Below are 22,089 nucleotides of genomic sequence, written 5' to 3' on the forward strand. Positions count from 1 at the left end.
AGTGGACCGTCTGCAGGCGATTTTGCACGATTTGAAATGTGGTCGGATCGACAAGGCCGAAGCCCACCGTCGACTCGACGCCGGACGCGGTCGGCGCGACGCAGTCGTTTCCCTGTTCGCCATGCACTGGCGTGAACAGGGCCCGGGCAGGCCATTCGGCGACGACCGGCAGCGCCTGCTGTGGGCGTGCGAGCAGTTGGGACCGGTTGACGCGGCGACACCGCTGTGCGCCGGCCAGGCTGATGCGGTCGCCCGCTTCGAGACCTACGCTGCGCAGTTGCTGGCGGCGCTCAAGGCCTTGCCCGCGCAGGGCCCCGAGGTTCTCGTGCAGGTTGCCGTCCCGGCGGCGCAGGAAACGCTGTTCGGCCTGTCCGGTCTGCTCCTGACGGCGCAGTTGGAGAATCCGCGCCTGCGCGGCCAGGTGATCGGCCTGGAAGGAGTTGACGACATGGCCGCCGTGTTGCGCGTCGAGGGCAGGCAAGCCGATGCGCTGGTGCGTTATCGCGCCGGCGTGCGCTCGGTGATGGTCAGCGAGGAATGCGCCGCGGCGCCGGCCGGGCATCCCTGGCGGGACGGCGGGGTCTACCTGATTACCGGCGGCAGCGGCGGACTGGGCATGCTGTTTGCGCGTGACATCCTGCGCCACGTCGGGCAGGCCACGGTGATCCTCGCGGGTCGTTCGCCGCAGCCGGCGCAGCCGTTGCCTGAGCCCCTGCGCTACCGCCAGATCGATGTGGCCGACGCCGCGGCGGTGAGTGCCGGCGTCCGCGCGATCAGGGAAGAATTCGGTGCCCTGAACGGCATCCTGCACTGCGCCGGGGTGCTGCGTGACGGCTACCTGCGGCACAAGAGCGCTGCCGACCTGCGTGCCGTGCTGGCGCCCAAGGTGCGCGGTCTGGTCAACCTCGACCAGGCCAGTGACGGCGTCGGGCTCGATCTGTTCGTCGCCTTTTCCTCGCTCGCCGGCGTCACCGGCAATGTCGGCCAGGCCGACTATGCGGCGGCCAATGCCTTCATGGATCGTTATGCGGCCGGCCACGCGCGCCTGTTGTCGATCAACTGGCCGCTTTGGGCTGATGGCGGCATGCGCGTCGACGCGGCGACCGCCGACGTGCTGCGCGAGAGCATGGGTCTGACGCCGCTGGCGACGCAGGACGGTCTGCGGGCTTTCTACCAGGCGGTCGCCGGCGGCGCGCGACAGGTGCTGGTGGCGGCCGGCGATTCCCGCCGGATCGACGCCCTGCTCAAGCCGCCGGCGCGTGTCGCCGCGGTCGCCGGCGACATCGCCACGGACGCGACGGCTTCGCCGGCGGCCGTCCTGGCCGAGCTCAAGGTACTGTTCGCCGCCACCACCCGGTTTCCCGCCGCACAACTCGACGCGTTCGAGCCGCTGTCAAGCTACGGCATCGACTCGATCATGATCACGCGCCTGAACCAGAAGCTGGGCGCCGTCTTCGGCGCCCTGCCCAAGACCCTGCTCTACGAATACCGGACCCTCGCCGCGCTGGCCGACTACCTGTGCGCGCATCATCCCGCGGCGTGCCGGCGATGGCGCGCGCCGGCCGGCACACCGGCACCGCTCACCAGGTCTGCGGCCGGCGTCAGCGAGCCGATCGCCATCGTCGGCATCAGCGGACGCTATCCGCAAGCCCGCACCCTGGCCGAATACTGGGACAATCTCAAGGCCGGCCGCGACTGCATCGCCGAGATCCCGGACGAGCGCTGGCCGCTGCCGGGTTTCTTCGAGCCGGACCACCAGTTGGCGGTCGCGCAAGGCAGGAGCTACAGCAAGTGGGGTGGCTTCATCGATGGTTTTGCCGAATTCGATCCGCTGTTTTTCGGCATTTCGCCGCGCGAAGCCGAGGGCATCGACCCGCAGGAGCGACTGTTCATCCAGGCGTGCTGGGAGGTGCTCGAAGACGCGGCGCTGACCAGGGAGACGATCGCCAGCCGGCACCGTGGCCGTGTCGGCGTGTTTGCCGGCATCACCAAGAGCGGCTTCAGCCTGTACGGGCCGGAATTGTGGCAGGGCGGCGAGACCCTGCAGCCGCGAACCTCTTTCAGTTCGCTGGCCAACCGGGTCTCCTACCTGTTCAACCTGAACGGCCCCAGCCTGCCGGTCGACACCATGTGCTCGTCCTCGCTGACCGCGGTCCACCAGGCCTGCGAGGCGCTGCGCCACGGTGACTGCGAGCTGGCCATCGCCGGCGGCGTCAATCTCTACCTGCATCCGTCGAGCTATGTCGAACTGAGCGCCGCGCACATGCTGTCTGCGGATGGGCGCTGCAAGAGCTTCGGCCGGGGCGGCGACGGTTTCGTTCCGGGCGAGGGCGTCGGCTGCGTGTTGCTCAAGCCATTGGCGCGTGCGATTGCCGACGGCGACCCGATCCACGCCGTGATCCGCGCCACGCAGATCAACCACGGCGGCAAGACCAACGGCTATACGGTGCCCAATCCGGCTGCGCAGCGGGAACTGATTCGTGCGGCACTCGACAAGGCCGGCATCGACGCGCGCAGCATCGGTTACGTGGAAGCACACGGCACCGGTACCGAAATGGGCGACCCGATCGAGATTGCCGCACTGACCGAGGCCTTCCGCGTCGACACTGCGGATTCCGGCTATTGCGCGATCGGCTCGAGCAAGTCGAACATCGGCCATCTCGAAGCGGCCGCCGGCATCGCCGGCCTGACCCGCATCGTCCTGCAGTTCCGGCACCGGCAACTGGCGCCCAGCCTGCATGCGACGGTCTTGAACCCGCATATCGATTTCGCGCACAGCCCGTTCTTCGTGCAGCAGCAACTCGCTCCCTGGCCGCGCGGCCCGTTGCCGCTGCGTGCGGCAATCAGCTCGTTTGGCGCCGGCGGCGCAAATGCGCATGTGTTGCTGGAAGAGTACGTTGCCCCGGGCGCCGCCACGCCGCCGCCGCGGCCGGCCGCGGTGTTGCTGTCGGCGCGTGGCGAAGCCGCCTTGCGCGACCGCGCGGCGCAGTTGCTGGCCTTCCTGAAACGCCCCGGCGCTGCGCCCGCGTCGGCGTTGACCGAAGCGCTGCGGGGACGCCTGGCGGCGCTCCTGCACGTCGATCCCGGCCTGCTGGAAGGGGCGGTGCCGCTCGAAGAATACGGTGTCGAGGTGCTGCACCTGCTGCAATTGCAGGAAGAATTCGGTTTCGACGGCAGCCTGCAGGACTGCCCGACGATCGACGCCATGGCGCAGCGCGTGACGCCTGGCGACGGGCGCGTGAACCTGGCGGACCTGGCGTACACGCTGCAGATTGGGCGCGAGGCGATGCCCTTCCGGCTGGGATGTGTGGCCACCTCGGTCGCCGACCTCACTGCCAGGCTCGAGCAGTTCCTGTCCGGCGATGCAACCGGAGTGCAACTCGGGCGGGTGTCGCGGCCGGTCGAAGCGCAGCGGGAACTCGACGCCGACCCGGCGCGACAGCGCCGCGCCGCCAGCGGCGACCTGGCACAGATGCTTGAATTGTGGCTGGACGGCCAGTCCATCGACTGGTTCGCCGGGCACGCGGGCGTCGCGCCGCGGCGCATCAGCCTGCCGACGTATCCCTTCGCCAGGAACCGTTACTGGATTGGTGATCGCTGCCGCCGGACCGCTCCGGTTCCCGTCGCCGCGGCGACGGCGGCTACCGCGGCTACAGCCGCCGGGCCGCGCGTCGGCGACGAATTCATCGTCCAGACGATCATCGACAAACTCAACGCCACGCTCAACCTGGCGCCGGGCGAGCTGAGGCCCGATCAGTCCTTTGCCGACTATGGCCTCGATTCCATCCTCGGCGTCAATCTCGTGCATGCGCTCAACGAGGCCTTCGGCATCGCGTTGGCAACCACCTGCCTGTTCGACTACAGCTCGGTCGACAAACTGAGCGCCCATGTGCGCACGCTCTACCAGGAGGACGGCAGCGCGCCACTCTCGTCAGCCACCGCAGCGCCGGACGCAGCACGCGGCGGCGACGAGGCCATCGCCATCATCGGCATCAGCGGTCGTTTCCCGAAATCGGACAAGCTGCCGCAATTGTGGCGGCACCTGGCCGACGGCCGCGACCTGGTTGAACCGGTGTCGCGCTGGCCCTTGCCGGACGACGGCGGTTGCCGCCACGGTGGCTTCGTCGATGGCATCGACCAGTTCGACGCGTTGTTCTTCAATATCTCCGGTCTGGAAGCGAGTTACATGGACCCGCAGCAGCGGCTTTTCCTGCAGGAGGCGTGGCAGGCGCTGGAGGACGCCGGTTATGCCGGGGCGGCGGTGGCGGGGAGCGCCTGCGGCGTGTACGTCGGCTGCTGCGCCGGCGACTACCAGGATCTGTTCCTCGGCCAGCCCTCGGCGCAGTCGTTGTGGGGCAACATGGCGGCGGTGATCCCGTCGCGCATCGCCTACTATCTGGACTTGAAAGGCCCGGCGCTGGCCATCGACACCGCCTGTTCCAGTTCGCTGGTGGCCATCGACCTGGCCTGCAAGGACCTGCGCAACGGCGAAGTGGCGATGGCTCTGGCCGGTGGGGTGTTCCTGCAGGCAACTCCGAAGCTCTACACCTCGGCCAATCGCGCCGGCATGTTGTCGGCGAGCGGGCACTGCCACGCTTTCGACGCCGCTGCGGACGGTTTCGTGCCGGGCGAGGGTGCCGGCGTACTGCTGCTCAAGCGCCTGGCTGACGCCGAGGCCGACGGCGACCATATCTACGGCGTGATCCGCGCTTCCGGGGTCAACCAGGATGGCACCACCAACGGCATCACCGCGCCCAGTGCCAGGTCGCAGGAGGCCCTGTTGCGCCGCATCTACGACCGCTTCGGCATCGACGCGGCGCAGATCCGGATGGTCGAAGCGCATGGCACCGGCACCCGGCTGGGCGACCCGATCGAATTCGGCGCGCTCAGCAAGGCTTTTCGCGCCGACGGCGGGCGCCGGCAGTATTGCGCGCTGGGATCGGTCAAGACCAACATCGGCCACAGCCAGTACGCGGCGGGCGTGGCCGGCGTGCTCAAGGTCGTGCTCGCACTGCAGCACCGACAGATACCGCCTTCCCTGCACTACCACGTCGGCAACCCGGCGATCGACTTCGCCGACAGCCCGTTCTTCGTCAATACCACCTTGCTGCCGTGGCCCGAGGGCGGTCGCCTGGCGGCGGTCAGTTCGTTCGGCGCCGGCGGCACCAATGCCCACCTGGTGATCGGCGAGGCGCCGGTATCGGCCCGCCGGCACGCGTCCCTGCCCGCTTACCTGGTCGTCCTGTCGGCGCGTTCAGAACGGCAACTGCGGCAACAGGCCGAACAACTGCTCACCTTCTGCCGGCAAACGCCGACGCTTGACCTCGGCAACCTGAGCTTCACGCTGATCGGCGGGCGCAAGCATTTCGAGTACCGGCTGGCGGTGGTCGTCGGCAATCTTGACGAGTTGTGCGCGGCGCTTGCCGCGCCGCGCCTGCAGGCGCCGTCGGGGCGCACCCGGCAAGCCGCCGCGACCCGGTTGTGGCAGCAGTGCGTCGAGCGCCTGCCGGGCGCGCCGGTGTACCGGAGCGAACTGGAAAACCTTGCCGAAGCCTACCTTGACGGCGCCGAACCAACCTGCGCCGGACTGTTTGGCGACGGCTATTGCCGTTTGCCATTGCCGACGTATCCGTTCGCCCGCGATCGCTACTGGATCGCCCCGGCCGCGCCTGCCGAGCCGGCGGCGGCTGTGCACCCGCTGTTGCAGCGCAAGCTGGGCGACAGGTGTTTTGCTACCCGCTTCACCGGCCGCGAATTCTTCCTGGCCGACCACCAGGTCCAGGGCAAGAGCATCATGCCGGGCGTCGTGGCGCTGGAAATGGCGCGTGCGGCGTTCGCCGCCGAACTCGGGCACGAGACCGGCATTCGCCTGCGCGACGTCGTCTGGCTTCGCCCGCTGGCGGGTCCGGCGCCGGAGATCCGGATCACGCTCGATCCGGTCGCGGGTGGGTCGTTCGAATTCCGGATTGGTGCCGCCGACGACCCGCAACGGGTCTACAGCCAGGGGCTGGTCGAGGCCATGGCGCAGGTGGCGCCGCACCAGGACCTGGCTGCCTTGCGCGCCGCCTGCGCCGGCCGCAGCGTGACGCGCGGCGAGTGCTACGCGGCCCTGCGCGCCATCGGCATCGAACACGGCGAGCGCCTGCAGGCGGTGCGGGAGATCCATGCCGGTGCCGGGCTTGCCGTCGCCCGACTGGAACTGCCGGACGGCGCCGCGATGCCGGTGGTGCTGCATCCAAGCCTGCTCGATGCGGCGATCCAGGCCGCGGTGGCATTGCTGCCGGAGCAGCGCCAGACGGCGCTGCCGTTCGCCTTGCAGACGCTGGAGGTGTTCGCGCCATGCGCGCCGGCGATGTCCGCGGTCATCAGGCGCAATGCCACGCAGACGCTGGACAAATACGATATCGACCTGTGCGATGAGCGCGGCCAGGTGTGCGTGCGCATGCTCGGCTACAGTGCGCGCGTGCTGGAGACCGGCGCGCCGGCCGAAGCCGCGTTGTCGGTGCTGTTGCAGCCGGTATGGGATGCGCAGGAGTTGCCACCGGCGCCATCGCTGACCGGCCGGATGCTGGTGATTGGGGCCGCGCCGGCCGTGTTGCGACAGTTGCAGCGGTTCGCGCCGCAGGTGCTGGAGTTGGGCATTGACGACAGCGTCGCGCAGATCGCCGCGCGGCTGGCGGCGTTGGACACTTTCGACCACCTGCTGTGGGTGGGCGGCGCCGCGGCGACAGCGGAGCAGCCGGGGTGGCAGGAGCATGGCGTGTTGCGCGCCTTCCGCCTGATCAAGGCTCTGCTGGGCGCCGGCCACGACGCCCGCGGCCTGCACTGGACGCTGATCACCAGTCAGTGCCAGCCGATCGCCGGCTCGGACCCCGTTTTGCCGGCCGACGCCGCCCTGCATGGCCTGTTCGGTTCGCTGGCCAAGGAGTATCCGAACTGGCTGGTACGCATCGCCGACGTCGAGATCGGTGTGGAATGGCCACTGGAAGCCATCTTCGGCCTGCCGTTCGATGCGCGCGGCGACGCCTGGGTGTGGCGGCGGCGGCAATGGCACCGTCGGCAACTGGTGCCGCTGTCGTCGACGGATCCGGGCGCGACCGGCTACCGGCAGGGCGGCGTCTATGTGGTGATCGGCGGCGCTGGTGGCGTGGGCGCGGTGTGGACCGACTACGTGGTGCGTCGCTACCAGGCGAGCGTGATCTGGATCGGTCGTTCCAGGCCGGACGCGGCACTGCAGGCCCGCATCGACGCCTTCGGTGGCGCGGTGCACTACGTCAGTGCCGACGCGACCGACTATGCCGCGCTGGCTGCCGCGCGCGCGCAGATCGAACGCGCCTTCGGGCCGGTGCACGGGGTCGTGCACTCGGCCATCGTGTTGCTCGACCAGAGCTTGGCGAGGATGGACGAGCAACGCTTCCTCGCCGCTTACCGCGCCAAGGCCGCGATCAGCGTGCGCATTGGCGAGGTGTTCGGCCACCGCCGGCTCGACTTCGTGCTGTTCTTCTCGTCGATCCAGTCGTTCGCCAGAATGCCGGGACAGAGCAATTACGCCGCCGGCTGCACGTTCAAGGATGCCTTTGCCTGCTACCTGGGACAGCACGGCAGTACGCCGGTGAAAGTGATGAACTGGGGATACTGGGGCCGGGTCGGCATCGTGGCCGGCGAGCAGTACCAGCAACGTATGGCCCAGGCTGGCCTGGCGTCGATCGAGGCACCCGTGGCCATGGCCGCGCTGGAAACGTTGCTCGGCGGCGGCGCCGGTCAACTCGCGCTGGTCCGGAGCACCCGCCTGACGGCGGTCGATGGGATAAACAGCCAACAAAGCATCAGCGTCTATCCGCAAACCTTGCCCTCGTGCCTCGGCCAGATCGAGCAGGCGCTTCCACCGCAACAGATCCTGGTCGATGAACTGCGTGCCACGGTGGGGGCGCAGATGAGCGACCTGGATGTCCTGCTGGCGCGCCTGCTGTTCGCGCAACTGCGGGAGATCGGCCTGTTTGCCGGCCAGGGCATTGCCGCGATGAAGGCACGGTTGCCGCCGCTGTACGCGCGCTGGTTCGATGAGAGCCTGGTGGTGTTGATGCGGCATGGCTGGATCGACACTTCCGCCGTTGCTCTGCGGAGTATCGACGGCGCTGCCGCATGGGCCGACTGGGAACACGCAAAAGCACCATGGCTGCAGGACGCGAACCGCCGTGCCCAGGTGCTGCTGGTCGACACCATGTTGCGTGCCCTGCCCGACATCCTCAACCAGAAACACCTGGCTACCGACGCGATGTTTCCCGATTCCTCGCTCAGGCTGGTCGAGGGCATCTACAAGAACAACCTGGTGGCCGACTACTTCAACGCCGTCCTGTCGGACGTGCTGCTCGCCTATCTCGGGCAAAGGCTGGCGCAGGACCCCAAGGCGCGCATCCGCATCCTCGAAATCGGGGCTGGTACCGGCGGCACCAGTGCGCAGGTCTTCGCGAAGCTGTCGCGGTATCGGGATCACCTCGACGAATACTGCTATACCGATCTGTCGAAGGCCTTCCTGATGCATGCGCAGCGCGAATACGGCCCCGGCAACCCTTACCTGAGTTACCAACGATTCGATGTCGGGCAGCCGATCGCCGCTCAGCAGATCGCTGCCGGAGCCTTCGACGTGGTGATTGCCAGCAATGTGCTGCACGCCACGCGCAACATTCGCACGACGCTGCGCAACGCGAAGGCCGCGCTGCGCCGCAACGGCGTGCTGCTGCTCAACGAACTGAGTGACAACGTGCTGTTCAGCCATCTGACCTTCGGTCTGCTCGAAGGCTGGTGGCTGTACGACGACGCAGCGCTGCGCATCCCCGGGTCGCCCGGTCTGTCCCCGCAGTCCTGGAAATCCGTGCTCGAGGACGAAGGTTTCGGCCTGGTCGCTTTCCCGGCTGCTGCCGCGCACGGCATGGGTCAGCAGATCATCGTGGCGGAAAGCGACGGCGTGGTGCGACAGGCCACGCCGTTCATCCCGGAATCCTCCGGAGAACCGTTGCGCGCGCTGTCCGGGCAGGCTGAACAGAAGCCTGCCGAAGCGGCGCCGGCGCCCACTGGCGACCTGGTGCGCGACAAGGCACGCAGTTATTTCAGGGAACTGGTCGGCGAGACCATCCGCATTCCGGCCAGCGAGATCGAAGCCTGTGAGCCGCTGGAACGCTACGGGATCGATTCGATCCTGGTGGTGCAGCTGACCAGCCGATTGCGCAGCGTCCTCCCGGATATCAGCAGCACGCTGTTCTTCGAAGTTCAGAGCATCGACGGGCTGATCGAGCACCTGCTGGCAACCCAGCCGGCGGCGCTCGCCGCGCTGCTCGACGTGGCCACGCCGCGGCTACCGCCGGCGTCCTCGCCGCTCCCGCCACCATCGCCCCCGTCACCGCCAGTCGCCGCGGCGGTGGCGCCGGTCGCCAGCGTCCGGTCCGCCGCGCGCTCGCAGGACATCGCCATCATCGGCCTGGCGGGCCGCTATCCGCAGGCCGGGAACGTCGAGCGCTTCTGGCAGAACCTTCGCGAGGGCAGGAACTGCATCACCGAGATCCCGCCCGAGCGCTGGAACTGGCATGACTATTTCGATCCCGAGCCGGGCAAGAGCGGCGCCATGTACAGCAGGTTCGGTGGCTTCCTGGATGATGTCGGACATTTCGACCCGCTGTTTTTCCACCTTTCGCCGGCCGAGGCCGAGCGCATGGATCCACAGGAGCGGCTCTTCCTGCTGCAGGCCTACAGCGCCATCGAGGATGCAGGCTACACCCCCCAGAGCCTCGGCGGGCAACACAAGGTCGGGGTGTTTGTCGGGGTGATGAACGGGCGTTACCCGACCGGAGCCGCATTCTGGTCGGTGGCCAACCGGGTTTCCTATCTGCTGAACCTGACCGGGCCCAGCCTGTCGGTCGACACCGCCTGCTCGTCGTCACTGACGGCCCTGCACCTGGCCATCGAAAGCATCAACAGCGGCATGAGCGATTGCGCGATTGCCGGTGGCGTCAACCTGATCCTTGATCCGCAGCACTTTGTGACGCTGTCCGAAATGGTGATGCTCTCGCCGTCCGACGAGTGCAAGTCGTTCGGTGCGCAGGCCGATGGTTTCATTGACGGCGAAGGCGTTGGTGCGCTCGTGCTCAAGCCGCTGGCGGATGCCCTGGCCGCTGGCGACCAGGTCTATGGGATTGTCCGGGGCAGCGCCATCAACGCCGGCGGCAAGACCCACAGTTACACTGTGCCGAGCCCCGTCGCGCAGGCGCGCGTCGTCAGCGAGGCCTGTGCACGGGCCGATGTCGCGCCGCGCACCATCAGTTACATCGAAGCGCACGGCACCGGCACCGCGCTCGGCGATCCGATCGAGATCGCCGGCCTGACGCGCGCCTTTCGTGCCTCGACCGAGGACCGGCAGTTCTGCGCGGTCGGCTCGGTCAAGTCGAATATCGGCCATTGCGAAAGCGCCGCCGGCCTGGCCGGCATCACCAAGGTGCTGATGCAGTTCAGGCATGCGCAACTGGCACCGTCGCTGCACGCGGACTCGCTGAACCCGGAGATCGATTTCGCGAACAGCCCATTCACCCTGCAACGCGCGTTGGGGCCCTGGCCGCGCCCGCTGATCGAGGGCCGCGAATATCCGCGCCGCGCCGGTATCAGCTCGTTTGGCGCCGGTGGCGCGAACGCGCACGTGGTGCTGGAGGAATTCGTCGTACCGGAGCGCGCCGCTGCCGCTGCCGGTCCGCAGGCGATCGTCCTCTCGGCGAAGAATGACGAACGCTTGCGCGTGCTGACGCAGAATCTGCTGAGCTTCCTGGAGACGCATCCGGATACCCGCCTGGCGGACCTGGCGTTCACCCTGCAGGTCGGGCGGGTGGCGATGGATCATCGGCTGGCGCTGGTTGCCGATTCCCTGGCCGGCGTGCAGGAGCATCTGCGCGCCTATCTGCATGGCGGCAGCGACGCGGTGTACCACGGTCAGCTGAGCGGCAAGCGCGACGCGCTGGCCGCTAGTGACGGCGACAGCGAAATGCGGCGCAGCTTGGCGGCCTGGGCGGCGCAGGGACGATACGACAAACTGCTGCCGCGGTGGGTGCAGGGTGCCAATTTCGACTGGTCAGACTTCGGCATCCATGCCGGGGCGCGCCGTATCAGCCTGCCGACCTACCCCTTCGCTGCGGAGCACTACTGGATTGCTCGTGCAGAACCCCGGACGGACGCGGCGGCGCCGTTCCTGCATCCCCTGGTGCACACCAACAGCTCGGACCTCGACGGCCTGCGCTTTTCCTCCACGTTCAGCGGCGGCGAATCGTTTCTGGCCGACCATCTGGTACAGGGACGGCGCGTCCTGCCTGGCGTCGCCTATCTCGAAATGGCGCGCGTCGCCGTGAACCGGGTGGCTCGGGTCCAGGACGCGCGTATCGTCCTCGGCAACGTCGTCTGGGAGCGCCCCTTCGTCGTCGAGGAAGGCCAGCCGGCCGGCCTGCATGTCGGCCTGAGCCGGCAGCCGGACGGCAGCATTGCCTTCCGGATCTACAGCGATGCCGCGCTGCACAGCCATGGTCGGGCGCAAATCGCGGCGCCGCCGCCCGCCGCCACACTCGACCTGTCGGTCCTGCAGGCCAGGATGACGCGCGCCCGGTTCAGCGCCGAACAATGTTATGCGGCGTTCGCGACGCTGGGAATTGCCTACGGTCCCGCGCATCGCGGCCTCCAGACGGTCTATGCCGGCAGCGGCGAAGCGCTCGCGCGGCTGGACTTGCCGGCCACCGCTGACGCCTTTGTGCTGCCGCCCGGCCTGGTGGATTCGGCGCTGCAGGCGAGCCTGGCCCTGCTGCTCGATGCCGGGGGGGCGCTCGCCGCGCCGACGGCGATGCTGCCGTTCGCGCTGGCGCGCGTGGAGATTCTGGCGCCGTGTGCTGCGGCGGTGTGGGCGTTGGTCGCGGCGAGTGGCGATAGCCACGCCGGCGAGCAGATGCAAAAACTGGACATCACCCTGTGCGACGCCGACGGGCAAGTCTGCGCCCGCCTGCTCGGCTTTGCCGCGCGCCGCCTGACCACCGCACAGGGTCTGGCGCCGGCTGCGGACAACTCGACCGACGCCGCGCTGAAGGAGCGTACCGGCCGCTACCTTAAGGGATTGCTGGCCAAAGCCACCCGGCTGGCTGCCGAGCGAATCGCGGTGGACACTCCGCTTGAAGAATACGGGCTCGATTCGGTGATGGTCATCAAGCTGACGAGCGAGCTGGAAAAGACCTTCGGCGCCCTGTCGAAGACCCTGTTCTTCGAGCACAAGCACCTCGATGAACTCGCCGACTACTTCGTCACCGCGCACGCGGGTCGCCTGCGCACGCTTTTCGGTGCCCCCGACAGTGCTGCCGTGGCCGCCGCCACGGGGTCTGCCGCAGTGCCGTTGATCGGCGTCGAGCGTACCGCCCCTCCGGTCTCTTCCGGCGGGGTTCTCGATGTGGCCATCATCGGTCTGTCGGGGCGCTATCCGATGGCCACCAGCCTGGAGCAATTCTGGGCCAACTTGCGCGACGGCGTCGATTGCATCACCGAGGTCCCTGCCGAGCGCTGGGATCACAGCCGGTACTACCACCCGGACAGGAGCCGGCAGGGGGCGACCAACAGCAAATGGGGCGGCTTCCTGGACGGCGTCGATCAGTTCGATCCGCTCTTCTTCAACATCTCGCCGCGCGACGCCGAGATCATCGACCCGCAGGAGCGCCTGTTCCTCGAAGGGGCCTACCATGCCATCGAAGACGCCGGCTACACCCGCCACAGCCTGACCGAGTCGGGCCACAGCGTCGGGGTCTACGTCGGCGTGATGTACGAGGAGTACCAGCTCTACGGCGCCGAACAGACCGCTCTGGGCAGGCCGATGGCCTTGTCCGGCAGCCCGTCCTCGATTGCCAACCGGGTTTCGTATTTCTTCGACCTGGACGGTCCGAGCATGGCGGTCGACAGCATGTGCTCGTCGTCCTTGACCGCGATCCATCTGGCCTGCCAGGCCTTGCAGCAGGGCGATTGCTCGATGGCCATCGCCGGCGGCGTGAACCTGACGCTGCATCCGAACAAGTATCTGGCGCTGGGGCAAGGCCGGTTTGCGTCGAGTCAGGGCCGCTGCCGGAGTTTCGGTGATGGCGGCGACGGCTATGTACCGAGCGAAGGCGTCGGTGTGCTGCTGCTCAAGCCGCTGGCGCAGGCCATCGCCGATGGCGACCACATCTACGGCGTCGTCAAGGGAAGTGCCATCAACCATGGCGGCAAGACCAATGCCTATACCGTGCCGAATCCGCAGGCCCAGGCCGGCGTCATCGCCCGCGCCTACGCCAGGGCCGGCATCTCCCCGCGCACCGTCAGCTACGTCGAAGCGCACGGCACCGGCACCGCGCTGGGAGATCCGATCGAGATCGCCGGTCTGAGCAGCAGCTTCCGCGACGACACGGCCGATACCGGATTTTGCGCCATCGGGTCGGTCAAGTCGAACATCGGTCACTGCGAAAGCGCGGCCGGCGTTGCCGGCGTGACCAAGGTGCTGCTGCAGATCAAGCACCGCCAATTGGCGCCGTCGTTGCATGCGGCCACGCTCAACGCCAACATCGATTTCGACAGCACACCGTTCGTGGTGCAGCAGCACCTGGGTCCATGGCAGCGTCCGCGCATCGCGATCGACGGTGCGCTGGTCGAGGTGCCGTTGCGTGCCGGCGTCAGTTCCTTCGGTGCCGGAGGATCGAATGCCCACCTGATCATCGAGGAATACGTCGCCGCGCCGCCGGCCGCCGCCGGCGATGATGGTGATGGCGGCGGCGCCGTCGTGGTGGTGCTGTCGGCCCGCACGACGGAGCAACTCGCCCAACTTGCCCGCAAACTGCTGGACCATCTGGAAACTGAACAGCCGCGGCTGCGAGCACTCGCCTACACCTTGCAGCTTGGTCGCGAGGCGATGGACGAGCGATTCGGCCTGGTGGTTTCATCGCTCGCCGAATTGCGTTTCGGCCTGCGCCAGTTTCTAGATGGGAGCGACGCCACGGGCGCCTGGTTCAGGGGCAACATCAAGGCCGGCAAGGGGGCGTTGTCGGCCTTCCGTGACGAGGATCTGCAGGGGGCGATCGCGGCGTGGGTTGACAAGCGCAAGTACGACAAACTGCTGGAACTGTGGGTGCAGGGTATGCCGCTCGATTGGCGGCGGCTGTACGGCGGGCCGCCGCCGGCGCGCATCAGCCTGCCGGTCTATCCGTTTGCGCGCGCGCGCTACTGGATTCCCGGCACCGGCGCCACGCTCCCGGCAACGACCGTGACGGCAGCGGAACACGCCGCCGTCACGGCGCCGCCCGGCGCACTCGACGGCGTCGTGCTGCTGCACCCCTGCTGGCGCGAGCAGGCGCCTGCCAGTTCCGGCGAGGCCTCCGACCCCGGCCGGCAGCTGGTGTTGTGCTGTGGCGCGGGAAGCGTCACCGATGCGCGCTGCGAGGTGATCGACTGCGCGGGTGTCGACAGCGGCGCGCGCTTCGCCGCCGCCGCGGGGCGTGTCTTCGAGGTCTTGCAGGGCCTGCTCCGGGAGAAGCCGCGCAGCGATGTGCTGCTGCAGGTGGTGGTTCCGCTCGACGGCGAGGGGGCACTCTTCGCGGCACTGGCGGCGATGTTGAAGACCGCGCAACTGGAAAATCCGCGCCTCCGGACGCAGTTGATCGCGATTTCCGGATCGGAGGATCTCGCCGAGATTCTGCAAACCGAAAGCGCGCACCCGCACGTGCCACAGGTGCGCTATCGCGCCGGCCGCCGACAAGTCCTGGAACACGTCGAACTGCCGCCGGCCCCCGTGCTCGCGCATCCCTGGCGCGACAACGGGGTCTACCTCATCACCGGCGGTGCCGGTGCCCTCGGCCTGATCTTCGCCCGCGCCATCCTCCGCCAGGCGCCGCGTGCCACCGTGATCCTGAGCGGCCGGGCGGCGGCGGTGTCGCTGCCGGTGTCCGCCGCCGGGATGGTCTATCGCCAGTTGGACGTCACCGACGCCGTGGCGGTGGAGCGCATGCTGGCTTCGATCGGTCGCGAATTCGGCAGCCTGACGGGCATCCTGCACAGTGCCGGGGTGCTGCGTGACAGTTATCTGCTGAAGAAGAGCCGTGCCGACCTGGATGCCGTGCTGGCCGCCAAGGTGCGCGGACTGGTCAATCTCGACCTGGCCAGCCGCGCCTTGCCGCTCGAACTGTTCGTGGCCTTTTCTTCGCTTGCCGGGGTGACCGGCAACCCGGGTCAAGCCGACTATGCGTGCGCCAATTCCTTCATGGACCACTACGTCGCTTACCGCAATACCCTGGTCGCGCGCGGCGAGCGCGCTGGCCGCAGCCTGGCGCTGAATTGGCCGTTGTGGGCCGAGGGCGGCATGCGCCCCGACCCCGCCAGCGTGAAGCTGATGCGCGATCGCTTCGGTTTGAGCCCGCTGGCCAGCGAATCCGGCATCGCAGCGTTTTACCAGGCGCTCGCCAGCGGCCATGCACAGGTGCTGATCGCCGCCGGCGAGCGCGACAGGCTGCTCGATCTGTTCGATGCCCGGGCCGCGCAGCCCGGAGCCGACGCGGCGGCGCACCTGCCGGAAGCGGCGTGCGATCTCGGCGACAGGGTGCGCGCCATGCTGCGCCAGCACGCGGCGGATCTGATCAAGGTCGGACCCGAGGTGATCGAGCCGGACGTCGCGCTCAGCGAATACGGCTACGACTCGGTGGCGATGACCGAGCTGGCCAACAAGCTCAATGACGCTTACGACCTGGAACTCACGCCGACCCTGTGCTTCGAGTATCCGAGCATTGCGGCGATGGCCGACTACCTGCTCGGCGCGCATCCGGCGGTGTTCGCGCGCCGCTTCGCGCCGCGCACGCTGCCGCCCCGCCAACCGCCCACACAGCGGGAACAACCGCCGGCAGCCGCGCGGCCGGCACCGTTGCCCGGCGCGCCGGCACCGATCGCCGTCGTCGGCATCAGTGGCTGCATGCCGATGGCCGTCGATCTCGATGCCTTCTGGGCCAATCTGGTGGCCGAACGCGACTGTATCTCGGAAATCCCGGAAAGCCGCTGGGACTGGAAGGCCCTGGACGGCGATCCCGAGCGCGAACCGAACCCGTCGACTGTCAGGTGGGGCGGCTTCATCGACGGCATCGACGAGTTCGATCCGCTGTTCTTCGGCATCTCGCCGCGCGAGGCCGAAGTGATGGATCCGCAGCAGCGCCTGTTGATGGTGCACGTCTGGAAGGCGCTGGAAGACGCCGGGCATGCGCCCGAAAGCCTGTCCGGTAGCCGCACTGCGCTGTTCGTCGGCACCGGTGCGAGTGGCTATCACACCCGGTTTTCGGCGGCCCAGCGGTCGATGGATGGTTACAGCGCGACCGCCAGCGTACCGTCGATCGGGCCCAACCGGATGAGCTACCTGCTCAATCTGCGCGGCCCCAGCGAACCGATAGAAACCGCCTGTTCGAGTTCGCTGGTGGCGGTCATCCGCGGCGTGTCCGTGCTGCGCGACGGCAGCTGTGACCTGGCGATCGTCGGCGGCATCAACACCATCATCACTCCGGAAGCGCATATCAGTTTCAACAAGGCCGGCATGTTGAGCCCGGACGGGCGCTGCAAGCCTTTCGCGCAACAGGCCAACGGCTATGCGCGTGGCGAGGGCGTCGGCATGCTGGTGCTCAAGCGCCTGTCAGACGCCGAGGAGGCGGGCGACCACATCCATGGCGTGATCCTTGGCTGCGCCGAAAACCATGGTGGGCGCGCCACCTCACTGACGGCACCGAATCCGCAGGCGCAGGCCGAATTGCTGCGCGACGCCTACCGCCGCGCCGGCATCGACCCGCGCACGATCAGCTATGTCGAGGCGCACGGTACCGGTACGCGGCTCGGTGACCCGGTCGAGATCGCCGGGCTGAAGGCGGCTTTCGGCGAGTCGGGCGAGCAGGGGTTCTGCGGACTCGGCTCGGTGAAGAGCAACATCGGTCATCTGGAACTGGCCGCCGGCGTCGCGGGCATGCTCAAGGTGCTGCTGCAGATGCGGCACAAGACGCTGGTCAAGAGCCTGCACAGCGAGCAGCTCAATCCTTATTTCGACCTTGCCGACAGTCCGTTCTACGTCGTTCAGCAGACGGCGCCGTGGCTGGCGCAGCGCGATGCACAGGGCCAGCCACTGCCGCGCCGCGCCGGCGTCAGTTCCTTCGGCTTCGGCGGGGTCAACGCGCATGTGCTGCTGGAAGAATATCTGCCGTCGGCGGCGACGCCTGTTGCCACCGATCGACCGGCGCTGATCGTGCTGTCGGCGCGCAACGAGGAGCGGCTGCTGGAGGTCGTGTCCAATCTCCTGGCCTTCCTGAACCGCGCCGCCGAGCCTGGTCCGGCCTGGCTCGCATCGCTGGCCTGCACCTTGCAGCTTGGACGCGACGCGATGGAGGAACGGCTCGCCTGGAGCGTGACGACGGTGACCGAGCTGATCGGCAATCTGCAGGCTTTCGTTGCCCGTGGCGCGCTCGGCGGCGGCATGCGCGGCCAGGTCAAGCGTCACAAGGAGGCGCTGTCGGTGCTGGCGGCCGACGAGGATGCCGCGGTCCTGATCGATGCCTGGGTGGCCAAGGGCAAGACCATGCGCCTGCTTGAACTGTGGACCAAAGGACTCAACGTCGGCTGGGAGCGGCTGTACGGCGCCGGCATGCCACCGCGTCTGTGTCTGCCGACCTATCCATTCGCCAGGGAGCGCTACTGGGCGGCGCCCGCCGCGACCCGGCCGGTGGCTGCGGGGGGATCCCTGCTGCACCCCCTGTTGCATGCGAATACCTCCGATTTCAACGCGCAGCGTTTCACCTCGCGTTTCAGCGGCCAGGAGTCGTTTCTGGCCGATCACCAGGTGCAGGGGCAACGTGTCCTGCCCGGCGCGGCGTACCTGGAGATGGCACGCGCGGCAGTCGCGCACACGCTTGAGGATTGCCCGGGCATGGTCCTGAACAATGTGGTCTGGACGCGTCCCTTCATTGCCGGCGACACGCCGCTGCCGCTCGACGTGGTCCTGACTGAGCAGAACGACGGTCGAATCGCCTTCGCGATCCAGAGTGCTGTGGAGGAAGCGGTGATCCACTGCCAGGGCGTGGCCGAAGTGTTGGCCAGCGGCGTGCCGGCGGCGGTGCTGGATCTGCCCGCCGTACAGCAAAGGATGGTGCGCGGCCAGTTGAGCGGCGCGCAGTGTTACGGCGCATTTGCCGGGATGGGCATCGACTACGGACCCGGCCACCGCGCCATCGCCGCGCTCCACGTGGGGGCCGGGGAAGTGCTGGCGCGCCTTTCGCTGCCCAGCCTGGGGGCCGGTTTCGTGCTGCATCCGGGTATGCTCGACGCGGCAATCCAGTCTAGTCTCGGCTTGCTGCTCGACGACCACGGCCGGCTGGATGGCGCGGCGGCGATGCTGCCGTTCGCGGTCAGGCGGGTCGACATCGCCGCTCCCTGCGCCACCGAGATGTGGGCCGTCGTGGCGAACGCTGGCGACGGACTCGACATTGCGCTGTGTGACCAGGACGGACGCGTCTGCGTGCGTCTGAGCGGTTTTCGCACGCGCCCGGTCGAGGCGGCTGCGCCGCGGCCGCCCGGCACCGTCGTCGAGGTGCCGGCGGGCGAACTGCACGGCCAGGTGCGCGCTGCCTTGCGGCAGATGGTGTCCGCGCTGATCAAGGTGAACCCGACGGACATCGATCTGGACAGCGAGCTGAGCGAGTACGGCTTCGACTCGATTTCCCTCACCGAACTGGCCAACAGGCTCAATTCGGAGTTCGACCTGGATCTGATGCCGACGCTGTTTTTCGAGTTTCCGACCATCGTTGCGCTTGCCGCTCATCTGGTCGAGGCGCACCCGGCGGTGTTCGCGCGGCGTTTCGGCGCGGCGCCGGCAACGCCGGCGGCACTGCCGCCGCAGCCGGCGCCGCGCAGCCGGCGCCGGCACCGGACTGCCGCAGCGCCGGCCGACACCGCGTCCGAGCCGATCGCCATTGTCGGCATGAGCGCCTGTCTGCCGATGGCTGCCGATGTCGATGCGTTCTGGGACAATCTGCTCGCCGGGCGCGACTGCATCAGCGAGATACCCGCCAGCCGCTGGGACTGGCGGGCCGTCTACGGTGATCCGGGGCGCGAAGCGAACAGGACCAACGTCAAATGGGGCGGCTTCATCGACGGCGTGGACCAGTTCGACCCGTTGTTTTTCGGCATCACGCCGCGCGAAGCGGAAGTGATGGATCCGCAGCAACGGCTGTTGATGACGCATGTCTGGAAGGCCATCGAAGACGCCGGCTATGCCGCACAAACCCTGTCCGGCAGTCGCACCGCGCTGTTCGTCGGTACCGGGGCGAGCAGCTACGGCAGCCTGCTGGCGCGCTCGCCGCGCGCGCACGACGCTTTCAGCTCGACCGCCGTGGTGGCCTCGATGGGGCCAAACCGGATGAGTTACTTCCTCAACCTGCATGGCCCGAGCGAGCCGATCGAAACTGCCTGCTCCAGTTCGCTGGTGGCGCTCAACCGCGGCGTGGCGGTGCTGCGCGACGGTAGCTGCGACATGGCGATCGTCGGCGGGGTCAACACCATGGTCACCCCCGACGCGCACATCAGTTTCAGCAAGGCCGGCATGCTGAGCCCCGATGGGCGCTGCAGGACCTTCTCGCCGCAGGCCAACGGCTATGTGCGCGGCGAAGGCGTCGGCATGCTGGTACTCAAGCGCCTGTCCGACGCGGAACGGGCGGGCGACCCCATCCATGGTCTGATCCGCGGTTGTGCCGAGAATCACGGCGGGCGTGCCAGTTCGCTGACCGCCCCGAATCCGCTGGCGCAGGCCGCGCTGCTCAGGGAGACCTATGCGCGCGCCGGCATCGACCCGCGCAGCATCGGCTACATCGAAGCGCACGGCACCGGCACGCGGCTGGGCGACCCGGTCGAGATCAACGGCCTGAAGAGTGCCTTCGGTGAACTCGGGACGCAGGCGTTTTGCGGGATCGGTTCAGTGAAGAGCAATATCGGTCACCTGGAACTGGCCGCCGGCGTCGCCGGCGTCATCAAGGTTCTGTTGCAGATGCGGCACAGGACCCTGGTCAAGAGCCTGCACAGCGAGCACATCAGCCCGTACATCGAGCTCGCCGGGAGCCCCTTCTACGTCGTCCAGGAAACCACGCCATGGCTGGCGCAGCGTGACGCGCAAGGGCGCGAGTTACCGCGCCGCGCCGGCGTCAGCTCGTTCGGCTTCGGCGGCGTGAACGCGCATGTGCTGCTGGAAGAGTATCTGCCGCCGGCGCGGGAGGCGCCGCCGGCAACCGGGCGGCCGGCGTTGATCGTGCTGTCGGCGCGCAACGAAGAGCGTCTGCAGGAAATGGCGGCGAATCTGCTGGCCTGCCTGCGTGCGCGGCCAGCGCAGGCTGACGACGACAACGCCGCCTGGCTGGAGTCGCTGGCGTATACGCTGCAGGTCGGACGCGAGGCGATGGATGAGCGGCTCGGCTGGGCCGTGTCCTCGCTTCCGGAACTGATCGATCACCTGCACGCATTCGTCGTCGATGCTGCGCTCGGCAGTGGCGTGCGTGCTCAGGTCAGGCGCCACAGGGAAACGTTGTCGCTGCTCGCCGACGAAGACGGTGCGTCGCTCCTCGTGGACGACTGGCTGGCCAGGGGAAAATACACGCGGCTACTGGAGATGTGGGCCAGGGGCCTGTCTGTCGACTGGCAGCGGCTGTATCGGGGCGCCACTCCGCGCCGTCTGAGCCTGCCAAGCTATCCGTTTGCCAGGGAACGCTACTGGATCGATGCGGCGCCGCTCGTCGCCCTGCCCGCGTCGCCGCCGGCACCGCCGGCGGCGACGGATGTGCGCGGACGGGTCGTCGCCTGCGTCGCCGAACTATCCGGGCTGCCCGCCGCCGACTTCGCCGACGACGGCGACCTGCATGCGCGGGGTTTCGACTCGGTGTTCCTGCTGCAACTCGCGGCGGCCCTGACGCGCGAATTTCCCGTCCTCGACCGCCAGCAGGACGGCGATGCCTTGTTGTGCTGCAGCAGCATCGCTGCGTTGGTGGCATACATCGAGCAGGCCGGCCCGCCAGCCCCGACCGCGACCCTGCTGGCATTCACGCCACCAGCGCGGCAGGGCAGCGAAATCACCGCGCAGGTGCTCAGGCGTGACGCGCGCAACGTGCTCTGCGAGGCCTTGCGCATCGAAGCGAACGAGCCTCTGAGCCTCAAGGCGAGGGTCGTGGTCGATCAATCGCATCCCTTCCTGTTCGACCATCCGCTCGACCACATCTCGGGTCTGCATCTGGGGGCGGCGATGAGCGAGGCGGTCAAGGTGGCGCATATGCATCGCTACGGTCTGGCGCCGGAGACCGCGGTGTGCGTTTCGACGCTGGCGCTCGACTTTATCGAGGTCTGTCGCAAGCAGCCCGAAGCGCTGGTGCAAGTCGTGGCGACATCGGCGCATGACGAGTACACGGCCAGTGTCAGCCAGGAGGGGCGGGTGATGGTGCGCGCGAGCTTCGCGGTGCACGGCGGCGCACCGCGTCCCTCGGGTGCGAGCGCGCCGCCGCCCGGTTTGCGGCCGGCCAGCCCGCACACGCTCAACAAGCGTAACGAGGCGAATGTCCTGCTCAGCGAAGTGCAGGGCGGCGCCGACCGGCCGGGTTGCTGGTTGCTGGCGCCAGGCGCTGCCAGCTTCGTCAACGACTTTCCCGGCCGGATGATCGATTCGGTGGTCCTGGCCGAGGCGGCACGCCAGGGCTTGCGGCTCTTTTCGGCAACCGGGCCGGGGCAGCCCGAGCCGGCGGCGCGCCGCGCCGCGCAGGTAGATCTGCTCAAGACGCTGGAGGTGAGCCTGCAGCGCCCGCTGTATTGGGACGAAGGAGTTTATCTGGAACTACTGGCCTGTGATAGATTCGAGATCGGCAGCGCCGCCAGGTTGCGGATTGACGGCGTCTTCCTGGTCGCCGGCGCGCAGGTCGGGCGCTTTTCGGCGAGTGCCCTGTCCTTGAGCCCGGCCCTGCACCAACAGTGGGACCACTCCGGACGTGCGGGCCTCTAGGGCCGGCGCGATCTCAA

General features: G+C 68.2%; 1 protein-coding gene. It reads left to right on the forward strand.

What is annotated here, in order from left to right:
• Position 1 precedes the first annotated feature (1 nt).
• On the forward strand, positions 2-22,072 hold the full coding sequence (locus tag AC15MQ_RS18725) for an SDR family NAD(P)-dependent oxidoreductase (protein ID WP_483080962.1): 22,071 nt from the start codon (positions 2-4) through the stop codon (positions 22,070-22,072).
• Positions 22,073-22,089 lie beyond the last annotated feature (17 nt).

The organism is Candidatus Accumulibacter propinquus, assembly GCF_056856495.1.